Genomic DNA, 11300 nt, shown 5'->3' with positions numbered 1-11300 from the left:
AACCTCACCGGAAAATGCTGTCCAGCTGCAGCTTGGGGGTATTCGAGTCTCACGATGATGTTACTGGTCGGGCGCCGATAGAGATCACTAACGGAGTGACTGAACGAGTACAAATCTGACCCAAGGCAAAAAACATGATTATTTGACTGACTTTTACAATCAAACGCCAGGCAGCTGCACAGTCAATAACCTCGCTTGCTTACGTCCGGTTACCTGGGGTTGGGAAATCCCAGGTCAACTTTTATATCCTGCCATAATGTTCGAAAAGCATGGGCTGCCGGGCTTAAGGGCGCCAGTACTTCCAGCGGCTTGCCCTCTTCTCCCATTCGCTCGACAACACTTGCGTAGGGAACAGCCACATTGACCGGCGTGCCAAGCAACTCCGCAGACTGACCCAGTATCTCCCGGTGCAGGTTCTTGCGACGGTCGACCATGGAGAAAAACGGCCGGAGTTTCTTGTTACCCAGCTTTTTGTCTTTCACAAACTCCCGTAACTGGTTCCAGCTGTTGAGGGACAACCAGGTAGGCACCATTGGCACATATACCTTGTCGGCCATTTCCAGCACCTGTTCGGTCAGGCGCGACAGTGTGGGCGGGCAGTCCAGAACCACCAGGCTGGTGTCTTCGGACAGCGGAGCCAGCAGGTCTTTCAGGACGTTGTGCCCTTCCTCGTGCTCAAGCTTGATATCGAAGTTGCGAAAGCTGCTGTGGGCGGGGATAAAGTCGAGATTGGGGTAGACGTCTTCGTGGATAAAGCGGGCAATGGGGGATTTGCCTTCTAACAGCTTGGACAGCTTACGGCCTTTGACGACCTCCGCACCCGCCAGGTAAAAACTGGCAGCCCCTTGTGGGTCGAGATCCCAAAGCAGTGTGCTGATGTTGGCACGGCTGGCGAGATAAGCGGTGTTCACTGCGGCGGCGGTTTTGCCTACGCCACCCTTGGGGCTGTAGAAGGCGATGATTCTCATGGACGGGAGCTCCTGCTGTATCCGTTGTTACCAAACATTACAGGGTAACAGGCACCAAGACAGCAACTATGAAGCTTTTATGACAGTTATCGCGGGAGCCGGCAGGCAGAAAGGAAGGCTTTCGTAAAACCACGCTCACGCGGCTTTGCGGAAGCCCTCCATCCGCACACTTTTGTCCCGGCTGCGCTTGTACCTGGTTTTGTCTTCAACTACTCGCATCTGGTATTTTGGCGTTCTCAGTTCCCGCTGCACGGCACTGTGCTGTGTGGCTTTCGCCTTTTTTCTGGCCATCTCGGTATCTCCTCGTTTGGCTCGGTTCTAACGGCGAGTATTATATCACTCCCCTGAATTTCGCGAGCGTAAGCAATGACACTCACTGTGTGGCTCACATTTCTGATCGCAGCCCTTCTGATCAGTGTTTCTCCGGGTGCCGGCGCGGTCAACTCCATGAGCAGCGGCCTGCGTTATGGTGTGCGTAAGTCCTTACCGACCATTGCCGGCCAGCAGTTCGGATATGGCGTGCAGATTGTGCTGGTAGGCGCAGGCCTGGGCGCCATTGTGGCTTCATCCAATACAGCACTTATGGTCATCAAGTGGATTGGCGTGGCTTATCTGATCTGGCTGGGTATCCAGAAATGGCGGGAGCAACCGGTGGAGGCCTCCCGCGCAGACCTGTCCGGATTCAGTCCCCGCCAGCAGTTCTGGAATGGCGCACTGGTGAACCTAACCAACCCGAAAGCCACGATTTTCCTGATCGCCTTGTTCCCGCAATTCCTGGTGGCCGGCGCGGCCCATGGGCAGCAGTTGGCCACCATGGGGGCAACCCTCATCCTGGTCGATATTCTGGTGATGGTGGGCTACGCCCTGCTCGCAAGCCAGCTGTTCCGGTTTATGACTACACCGAAACGTCAGCGGCAGATGAACCGCGTATTCGGTAGCCTGTTCGTGACAGCCGCGGTAGCGCTGGCGAGCTTTAAGCGGGCCTGAAGGCCGCACTTCCTCGAACAAAAAAGACCCGCTGGTTCTCTCCAGCGAGCCTTTTGCTTTCAATGCACAGACGTTAACGCACCGCGTTAACCACCTCATCCACCTGCAGGCGCACACTCTGCAGGCCACCGCCAGAGAGATACCAGAGGCCCGGGTTCAGCACCACAACATCGGTGTCGGCGCCGGCATCAGCCATGGCGGCTTCCAGTATTTCCGGCTTCAGCGGTTCGGCACCAACGGCGGCGCTGCGGTCCACCACCAGCAACGTATCCGGCGCCATTTCGGCCAGTGTCTCTGCCTTCACCGGGTAGAAGGTACGCTCACCCCGCACCACCGGCTGCACGCTGGCCGGTACCGTTGCCGGCGTCAGTTCCAGCATCTGGTAAACCACTGCTTCCTGGCGCAGCGAGAAGTTGCCATCGTTGTGGGTAACCACGGTAACTGTGCCGGCATCAGCCAGCTCCGCTTTCTGTTCACCCACATGCTGCCAGAGCTCGCCCAGCTTGAGGCCTGCGGTTTCTTCAAGGCCATAGTAACTCGCCAGGCTGATAACATTGGCGCTTACCGCATCACGAAAGTCGCCTGTGGCCAGGGTTACATCGCGCACAGGGGCAACCTTTGCTGCCGAAATCTGGGCATCGGCGCCCTGACGACCGGTCATCAGTACCAGCCCCGGTTGCAGGTCTGCCAGCAGCTTCTGGTCAGGTTCTTTCAGGCTGCCGGCGTCTGGCAGTTTGGCCCCAAGATCAGCCAGGTAGTCCGGCAGCCCCTGCTGAGGAATGGCCAGGACCTTATCTTCCAGACCCAGCTCCAGCAGGGTGTCCAGGGCACCGTGGTCATAGCTGACCACGGTCGGGCCGGTGACCGAAGTGGTGGTTGCGCAACCCGCGAGCGTGAGGCCTGCCAGGGCTCCGGCCAGGGTGAGTTTCAGTGAGTTCATGCAATTCTCCTTAGAAGTCGACCGCAAGGCCAAGGTTCAGGCGGCGGCCATCCAGCACCACGCCATAGTCATCGTTGGTAATTTCTTTATCGGCGAGGTTGTACAGGCCCGCTGTTACCCGGGCGGTATCCGTCAGCCTGTACAACAAGCCCACATCCATCAGCGTGTAACCCGGCGTTCCGCTCTCCATATCTCTGCGGCCAAGGAAGTCACTGGTTTCGCCACGATAGTTAGTCTGGAACCACAGGTTCAGGCGGCCGCTGGCCTGCCAGTCTAGGTTGGCGTTGGCCATGTGTTCGGGAACCTTGTTCAGGGGCTCACCCTTGAACTCACCGGTTTTCTGCTCAGAATCGGTGTAGGTGTAGCTGGAACTGAGGGTTACCGCATCGGTCAGGTCGTAGTCGAGCGTCAGTTCAATACCGCGCATTTCGGCTTCGTCGATGTTGGCACGGGTGCTCAGGAACAGGTAGTCATTACCCTCGAATGCACAGGTCCAGGTGTCTGGGTCACCCCGGTCGCCATTCGGGGATTCGCAGAAGCGATCTTCCGCAATCTTGTCTTTGAAATCGGTCTGGAACAGCATCACGCTCGCATTCAGGCCCATGGCCCGGCTGTCGAAGACCATACCGGCCTCATAGCTGATACTGGACTCGGGGTCGAGATCCGGGTTGCCGATGATCAGCGCTCGGGGATGAGGTGCAGGCGAGCCACCGCCACCGGTGCCACGGCCAAACCCTTCCGTGACATCCGCCAGTCCGGGCTGGCGATAGCCGGTCGACACACCGCCTTTCAGGGTCAGCTCAGGCGTCAGATCGTAAAGTGCATAGACCCGGGGTGAGAACTCGCCGCCAAACAGTTCGTCGTCGTTGTAACGAAGGCCGGTGGTCACCGAGAAGTCGTCGGTCAGGCCCCACTCCACTTCCGAGTAAACAGCGGCAATCCAGCGGTCAACACTGCGCACGGCACCCGGGATATTGGAGGTGAGCAAACCGTTGGTTTCATCCGTCAGCTTCTCCTGCTTGTACTGGCCACCCACGGTAACCACGTGATCACCCCAGAACCGTGTTGCCTGGGTATCCAGCATCGACACCTGCTCTTTCTTGGTCTGGTCCTGCACCCGTTCGGAAAGATCGTGCTGAACAAAGCTCCTGGTCATCCAGTTACCGTAGTTACCGGCGTGGGAGAGCACGTAAACGTCTTTGTCGTAGATGTAGGTTAACCCGGTTTCATCCAGGGCCACGCTTTTGCCCGGAGTGCTGGTTTCTTCCAGGCGGGAGCTGTCATAGCTCAGAGCAAATTCGTTTTGGTTATCCGGAGTGAAAATCAGCTTGGCTCCGCCCATCGTGCGCTTGCTTTCCGGGGTACTTCTGGCGGAATCGTCGGCGCCGGCGAAATCGCTTTCATCGTCACCCGACCAGGACGCGTTAACCTCGGCACTCAGCAAACCTTCCACCAACGCACCACCGGCAAACAGGCTGGTTTGCTTGCTGTCGTTGCTCACATCGTTAAAGGACTTGGTGTATTCGGAGGAAACAGTGCCAGCCCACTCACCCCGGTTTTTACGGGTGATGATGTTGATGACGCCACCCATGGCCTCAGAGCCATAGAGCGAAGACATAGGCCCGCGGATCACTTCCACCCGTTCGATCATTGAAATCGGCGGCAGGGCAATCTGCTTGCCACCGTCCTGGCCGTTGGTGTTTACCGAGCGGCCGGCAGACACCGGCCGACCGTCCACCAGGTACAGCGTGTAGCTATCGTCCATACCCCGGATGCTGATGTCCTGTGCCCCACCACCACCGGTAACGTACACACCCGGAATGTTATTCACCGCATCGACAATGCTTTTGTAGGATTTCTTGGCCAGTTCATCACTGGAGATCACCGAAATACTCGCCGGCGCATCGGAGATGTTCTGCTCAAACCCCGATGCTGTAACTACAATTTCACCAAGTTCAACCGGGGCCGGCTGGGCAAAAGCAGCTCCGGCATTCACCAGTGCGATCGCGGAGGCCAGAAGAGGACGACGCATGAAAACTCCTTGTGTTGTGCAACGTTGACTTTTGACTCGTCATGCAGATGCGAATCATTATTAGTTGCGACTACATTAACACAAGGCAAGGGTTCAGGTGTTGATATGATCTGTTCCAGTATCCGGAACAATGCCCTCCGCTAAGCAGGGGCCGGCCAGCCAGGCCATGGGTACCGAGCTTCTCAAATGGGCAATAAAAGCCCGCACCCGGCGCGGCAGATGGCCGTGGGGGTAAAGCAGGGTTACCGGCAAGTCCGGGCCACGCCAATCTGGCAGGCAGCGGCGGAAACTGCCGGGATGGGCGCGCATACGCTGTTCTACCAGCCAGTCCGGCATCAGCCCCAGGCCCCGGCCAGCGGCGATGGCATCGCCCTGAACACAGAACTGGTCAACCGTAAACTGTCGCTCCGGGGCGGATAGCGGATAGGTCCCCTGGGCAGAATTGTGCAGCACCGTTCCCCCGCCATGGCGGTTTAGCATATCCACCCAGGCATACCGGCCGAGCTCTCCCGGCGTTGCAGGTAAACCGGCCTGCTCCAGGTAGCCGGGGCTGGCATACACACTCTGGGCAAGCAGGCCCAGGCGCTCCTGTCGAAACGGGCATTCGGGCGCGGCGCCCAGCCAGAGGCAGATGCCGTTATCCAGTTTTTCCGGCACCCGCTGCTGGGTATGCAGCGCCACCCGCATGTCCGGGTATTCGTCCATGAAGGCTTCCACCACGCCGGCAAACCAGCCGCGCACCAAGGATTCATGGCAGCACAGCTCCAGCCGGCCGCTGACCTCCTCTTTCAGTTCATCCAGGGCTTCCCGCCCCCGGGCGGCCAGCTCAAGAATGTCGTTGCTGTATCGATAGAACACCCGCCCCGCGTCGTTCGGTACAACCTTTCTGGACTGGCGCAGCAGCAACGGCTGACCCACTGCCTCCTCCAACTGGCGAATCCAGCGGCTGAGGGTAGATTTCGGGCAACCGAGATCCCGGGTACTGGCGGTCAGGCTGCCGGTACGAACTACCGAGACAAAGGCTTCCAACTCTTCAAGGTCGTACATAGGGCGTTCCATATTTTGCAACAGACCGTTCCAATTTAAGGCTTTAAATTATTAATGCGAACCATTATCATTCTTTTCCACTTTGAATTGCAAACTATCTAACGCCACGGCATGGAGAATTTCCGGTATGTCACAGCTATCAAACCGCCTTCGCAGCACACTGGTTCAAGCCCTGACCGTTGTCGCCGTAGCTTCTGGTGGCCTCGGCCAGGCCATGGCCGAAACCCGCACGGTTGAATCCGCATACGGTCCGGTGCAGATCAACGGCCAGCCAGGGCGTGTAGTCACCCTGTACGAAGGCGCACTGGACGCTGCGCTGGCGGTTGATGCCAATGCCGTGGGGGCAGTCATTACCCGTGGCGGCAGCGACGTGGCCGAGTACATCAAATCTGAAGCCGGCGACATCGCGATTGTTGGCGCACCGGCGGAAACCAATATCGAAGCGGTGATTGCCGCACAGCCAGACCTGATCCTGGCTCCGCCCCGCATTAACCAGCAGCAGGTGGCGTTGCTGTCCCGTATTGCCCCGGTGGTTGCCTCCAACGTGCCCATGTTCCAGCCAGACAGCTGGGAACGGGAAACCCGGCTGTTCGCAAAGGCCATGGGCCGCGAAGCCGAGGCTGAAAAGGTAATCGGGCAGGTGAAGGAGCGAATTAGCGAGGTGGCGCAAGTGGTCTCTGCAAAGATCCCTGCCGGTCAGCGTGATGCCGCCCTGGTGCGCTGGATGCCCCAGGGGCCGCTGGTGATGGCTGAGGGCCTGTTTTCCGCATCGCTGCTGCAGGCCGTGGGTTTTGAACTGACCGACAAGGATCTGGTGAAAGAAGGACGCCCGCACAGCGAGCCTCTGAGCCTGGAAAACCTGTCCAGCATGGACCAGAGCTGGGTGTTCCTGGCCACGCTGAACGAAGACGGCGACAAGGCGCTGGACGCCGCCCGCAAGTCCCCGGCCTTTGCCCGGCTGAATGCGGTGCAGAATGACCAGGTTATCGGTGTCAGCGGCCAGCTCTGGACCAGCGCCACTGGCCCCCTTGCCGCGCTTGCGATCCTGGATGATATCGAAGCTGCCGTGAACGCAATCCAGCCCTGAAGGCCGAGCCCTTGAACGCTTTATCCCCAACCAGCGCAGTTGCGTCTCGCGCTCTTTCCCTGCCGCTTATTGCGGCGGGGCTTTTGTTGTTTCTGATCATCATCGCCAGCCTGCTCTACGGGGCCGGCCCGATCTCGGCCAGCGAAGCTTTTATGGTGCTCGCCGGCAGTGGCAGCGAAGAAGCCCGGTTTGTGGTGAGCGAATTACGGCTGCCACGCACGATCATCGGCCTGGTGACTGGCCTTGCGCTTGGACTGGCCGGCGCACTGTTGCAGTCGATGACCCGCAACCCTCTGGCCGAGCCGGGCCTGTTAGGCGTCAGTGCCGGCAGTGGCTTTGCCGTGGCCCTGGCCATCCTGTTTGGCGCCAGCACCGCCACCCTGACCAGCTTCGTAGCCCAGCTGGGCGCCCTGGCCGGTTGTGCACTGGTTATTGCGGCCACTCGTGTACAGGGGCTGGGTAACGACCCGGTCCGGCTGATTCTGGCCGGCGCCACCCTGACAGGTCTGTTGCTGGCCCTTACCTCCATGCTGATGCTGATGGACCAACGTGCCGCTGATGAAATCCGTTTCTGGATTACCGGCAGCATTGCCGGCAAACCGCTCAGCATGCTGCAAGCCACCCTGCCCTCGATCCTGGCTGCACTGATTCTTATCGTTATCGTTGCCCGGCCTCTCGCCGCCATGGCGCTGGGCGAAAAAGCGGCCGTAGGCCTGGGGCATCATCCGGGGCGCATCCGGTTCCTGATCGTGCTCACGGTCGCTTTGCTGGTGGGTTCAGCCACCGCCCTGGCCGGGCCGCTGATCTTTGTCGGGCTGGTGGTGCCCTTTATTGCCCGGGCCTTTGCCGGGCCGGATATCCGCAAAACCCTGTGGCTGTGTGTGCCGGTGGGCCCGGCGGTGGTGCTGGCCGCAGACGTGGTCTCACGCCTGATCGCCGCCCCGGCGGAATTGCCCCTTGGTGTAGTCACCGCACTGATCGGCGCCCCGGTGCTGCTGGCCATTGTTCGTGCCGGCCGTATGCCGTCGCTGTAACCCTGAGGTTTACTGATTAATCATGCCGGATAAACGCACCACCCTTGCCAACAGCAGCCTGCTGGTTTTGCTGCTACTGGCGGTGATCACATCGCTATCGATGGGCACCGTTCAGGTCCCACCACCGGATGTTCTGCAGGCCCTCATGGGCAACGCAGACCCAATGACCGCCTTTGTCGTCAATGAACTGCGTCTTAGCCGGGTTGTTGCCGGCCTGCTCAGCGGCGCAGCCCTGGCCATGGCCGGCTGCCTGATGCAGACCCTGGCCCGGAACCGCCTGGCCACGCCGGGCATAATCGGTATCGATAACGCCGCCACTGCCTTTGCCGTAGCATCCGTGGTGGGTGTGGGCCTGTCGCTGGCCCCCTCCGCCATGGCCCTGGCCGGTGCCGCCTGCGCTACTGCCATCGCCTTTGGCCTGGCCGGCGCCAACGGCACCCGGGGCTACCGGTTTATTGTGGCCGGCATCGGCATTGGCGCCATCGCTGGCGCGGTCACCCAGGTGATGCTCAGCCGGGTGGCCATCGACGCTGCCAACGCCGCCTATCCGTGGACCGTGGGCAGCCTGAATGCCCGCTCCGGCAACAGCGTGCTGGTACTGGCTATCGGCCTGGCCGCCGGCTATGCCATCCTGATGTTGATCAGCCGGGCCCTGAATACCTTGCAGTTTTCCGATGCTGTAGCGATCGCCCTGGGCACCCGCCTGAAAGCGACCCGTATTCTGGGGCTGGCGCTGTCGGTGTTGCTCACCGGCCTCGCGGTTTCGGTGTGTGGCCCAGTGGGGCTCATTGCCCTGCTGGCACCGGAGCTGGCCCGAACCATCTGCCGGCCCGGCAAGGTTCCGTTGACGGCCTCGGCGCTGGCCGGAGCCACTTTTATGGTGGCAGCAGACCTGCTAGGGCGCACCCTGTTTTCGCCACTGGAAATTCCGGTGGGCATCATTACCGCCATTGTTGGCAGCCCCTACCTGCTGTGGATTCTGCTGAAACCTTCCCGAAGGAGCCTGACATGAGCCCTGCACAAACCGCGACCCTGGCGGCAGACAGCATTACCCTGGCCCATCGCCAGTTCACCGTGGCCGAAAACCTGAGCGTGACCCTGCCCACTGGCAAGGTGACCGCCATTGTCGGCCCCAACGGTTGCGGCAAATCCACCCTGCTGAACGGCCTGGCCCGCATCCACGCACCGGCAAAGGGCTCGGTGCTGCTGGACGGCAAGGACATTCACCGCTTACCGTCTAAAGACGTGGCCCGCAAACTGGCGCTACTCCCCCAGGACAACACCGCCCCGGAAGGCCTGACCGTGGCCGACCTGGTACGTTTCGGCCGCCAGCCCCATCAGGGCTGGATGAAGCAGTGGTCAAACGAAGATCAGCAGGCGTTTGATCATGCAGTACAGGCGGCAGACGTTGCCGGCCTGGCGGAGCGTGCGCTGGATACCCTCTCGGGCGGACAGCGCCAGCGGGCCTGGATTGCCATGGCGGTAGCCCAGCAAACGCCGTTGCTGCTGCTGGACGAACCCACCTCGGCTTTAGACCTGGGCCACCAGATTGAAGTGTTTGAACTGATTCGTACCCTGAGCGGGCAAGGCAAGACCATCGCCATGGTAGTGCACGACCTGGCCAGCGCCTGCCGCTATGCGGATCACATGGTGGCCATGAAAGCCGGGAAGATTATTGAGGAAGGCACTCCCGCGGAGATTGTCTCGCCGGAGCTTGTGCAGGACCTTTACGGGGTAAGCTGCGACCTGATTCAGGACCCCGCCACCGGCAGCCCGCTGCTGGTGAATGTGCGGCGCAACAGCAACTTCAGCGCGGCCTGAACCTCAGACCGCAGCCTCCGCCGCCGCTTCTGCGGCTTTCTCCCGGGCCACTGCCGCCGGGGCGCCCAGTGACAGCAACACTGCTCCCACTGAGCAGGCAAGCATACTCAGGGCAATCGGCAGCAACGCTTCACCCCCGAATGCCGCAGACAGGGCGCTGATGGCACCGGCCAGGGTAAACTGGGACGCCCCCAGCATAGCCGCCGCAGTGCCGCCCATATGCGGGAAGAACTCCAGGGCATTCGCCATGTTATTGGGCACAATACCGCCCTGACAGCCCACCGCGGCGATAATAAATCCGGCCACCGCCCACAAGGGTCCGTCCATCATAACCACCGCAACCAGGCCAAGCAGCATCACGAACTGGATAACCACCTGCACCCGCAGCAAAACCACCGATGAGAAGGTGCGCAGCAGTGGCCGGTTGACCAGGTTCAACACCGCCATCAAGCCAATGTTGGCAGCAAACAGCATGGAGAAGGTGCTGTTCGACAGCCCGAACCACTCCTGGTAGATGAATGACGAATGGGTGATAAACAGCATCATGCTGCTGAAGCTCATTACCTGGATGCCGATAAATCGCATGGTGGTGCGGTGCCTGAGCACCAGCATGTAGTTGGTCACCAGGGTTTTGACGGGAGTTGTTGCCCGGGGCCGGGGCTTGAGACGGGGAAACAAAGCCAGCTGAAGCACCACGGCCAGGAAGAAGGCGTAGCCGGCCAGGAATACATAGATCAGGTGCCAGTCGCCCAGCGCCAGCATAAGGGCACCAAGGGACGGTGCCGCCGCCGGGGCAATAAACATGATCAAGCCGATCAGCCCGAACAGTCGGGCGGCTTCCTGACCGCCAACCTGGTCCCGCACAATGGCCGGTACCGATACCGCACAGAAGGCACCACCAATGCCCTGCACCACCCGCCAGGCGATCATACTGGTGAGGTTGTCGGCCAGCGCGACCATCAGGCTGGCTATAGCAAACACCGCAAGCCCCGCAAACAGGATGTTCCGGCGCCCGTAACGGTCCGACAGCGGCCCGCCCACCAGCTGCGCAAGCCCCAGCGTCGCCACATAGGCACTCAGGGTAAGGCCAACATCGGCATGGGGAATGCCGAAGCCATCGGCGATGCTGGGAAACGCCGGCAAATACGCATCCAGGGCCAACGGCCCCAGCGCAACGGTCATGCCGAGTAACAGTGCGAGCTGAAAGTGGGACAAAATCTACCTCCTGTGCAAGGTAGATAGCTAACAGTAATTATTACCTGAATCCGTGAGTTCAACCGGCTGAAACTGTATCCAAAGCCTGCAATAACAAAGCCTTGGGCGATATAATAGCACCTGACATCCATTCACCCAGTCAGTGCATTTAGTTCATGCGTACTTTCAC

The 11300-nt window shown here is 60.1% G+C and carries 11 protein-coding genes; 5 read left to right on the top strand and 6 right to left on the bottom strand.

Going from position 1 to position 11300, the window contains the following annotated elements; all coding sequences use genetic code 11:
* Positions 1 to 209: 209 nt before the first annotated feature.
* Together LWH94_RS03590 and LWH94_RS03585 are read right to left on the bottom strand one after the other, a co-directional pair.
* On the bottom strand, positions 210 to 968 hold the full coding sequence (locus LWH94_RS03590; RefSeq protein ID WP_232901273.1) for a ParA family protein: 759 nt from the start codon (positions 966 to 968) through the stop codon (positions 210 to 212).
* Between the two features lie 135 nt (positions 969 to 1103).
* The gene (locus LWH94_RS03585) at positions 1104 to 1259 is read right to left on the bottom strand and encodes a hypothetical protein (protein WP_022988135.1); all 156 of its coding nucleotides are present in this window, start codon (positions 1257 to 1259) and stop codon (positions 1104 to 1106) included.
* Between the two features lie 75 nt (positions 1260 to 1334).
* On the opposite strand from LWH94_RS03585, the gene rhtB reads away from it, so the two are divergent.
* Positions 1335 to 1955, top strand: a complete 621-nt coding sequence (rhtB, locus tag LWH94_RS03580; protein WP_232901272.1) for a homoserine/homoserine lactone efflux protein — start codon at positions 1335 to 1337, stop codon at positions 1953 to 1955.
* 73 nt (positions 1956 to 2028) lie between these two features.
* Here the strand turns inward: rhtB and LWH94_RS03575 are convergent, their stop codons facing one another.
* The 3 genes from LWH94_RS03575 to LWH94_RS03565 all read right to left on the bottom strand — a co-directional run bounded on the left by LWH94_RS03575 (position 2029) and on the right by LWH94_RS03565 (position 5974).
* Positions 2029 to 2895 (bottom strand): ABC transporter substrate-binding protein, encoded by an 867-nt coding sequence (locus LWH94_RS03575; RefSeq protein ID WP_232901271.1) that lies wholly within the window; start codon positions 2893 to 2895, stop codon positions 2029 to 2031.
* Positions 2896 to 2905: 10 nt separating this feature from the next.
* Complete coding sequence (locus LWH94_RS03570) at positions 2906 to 4927, bottom strand: TonB-dependent receptor domain-containing protein (RefSeq protein WP_232901270.1); 2022 nt, start codon at positions 4925 to 4927, stop codon at positions 2906 to 2908.
* A gap of 93 nt (positions 4928 to 5020) precedes the next feature.
* Complete coding sequence (locus LWH94_RS03565) at positions 5021 to 5974, bottom strand: LysR family transcriptional regulator (protein WP_232901269.1); 954 nt, start codon at positions 5972 to 5974, stop codon at positions 5021 to 5023.
* A 127-nt stretch (positions 5975 to 6101) separates the two neighbouring features.
* On the opposite strand from LWH94_RS03565, the gene LWH94_RS03560 reads away from it, so the two are divergent.
* The 4 genes from LWH94_RS03560 (at position 6102) to LWH94_RS03545 (ending at position 9916) form a co-directional block, all read left to right on the top strand.
* Positions 6102 to 7061, top strand: coding sequence for an ABC transporter substrate-binding protein (locus LWH94_RS03560; RefSeq protein ID WP_232901268.1), 960 nt, complete (start codon positions 6102 to 6104; stop codon positions 7059 to 7061).
* 83 nt (positions 7062 to 7144) lie between these two features.
* Complete coding sequence (locus LWH94_RS03555; RefSeq protein WP_232901267.1) at positions 7145 to 8095, top strand: FecCD family ABC transporter permease; 951 nt, start codon at positions 7145 to 7147, stop codon at positions 8093 to 8095.
* 22 nt (positions 8096 to 8117) lie between these two features.
* Complete coding sequence (locus tag LWH94_RS03550; RefSeq protein WP_058341762.1) at positions 8118 to 9107, top strand: FecCD family ABC transporter permease; 990 nt, start codon at positions 8118 to 8120, stop codon at positions 9105 to 9107.
* On the top strand, positions 9104 to 9916 hold the full coding sequence (locus LWH94_RS03545) for an ABC transporter ATP-binding protein (RefSeq protein WP_232901266.1): 813 nt from the start codon (positions 9104 to 9106) through the stop codon (positions 9914 to 9916). Before LWH94_RS03550 ends, LWH94_RS03545 begins: the two co-directional genes overlap by 4 nt.
* A 3-nt stretch (positions 9917 to 9919) precedes the next feature.
* Here LWH94_RS03545 and LWH94_RS03540 read toward each other — a convergent pair whose 3' ends face one another.
* Complete coding sequence (locus tag LWH94_RS03540) at positions 9920 to 11131, bottom strand: multidrug effflux MFS transporter (RefSeq protein ID WP_232901265.1); 1212 nt, start codon at positions 11129 to 11131, stop codon at positions 9920 to 9922.
* Positions 11132 to 11300 lie beyond the last annotated feature (169 nt).

The organism is Marinobacter sp. G11 (assembly GCF_021282325.1).
Taxonomy (GTDB): domain Bacteria; phylum Pseudomonadota; class Gammaproteobacteria; order Pseudomonadales; family Oleiphilaceae; genus Marinobacter; species Marinobacter vinifirmus.
Note: the sequence above shows the minus strand (reverse complement) of the source record. Positions and strands in the feature narration are given on the sequence as shown.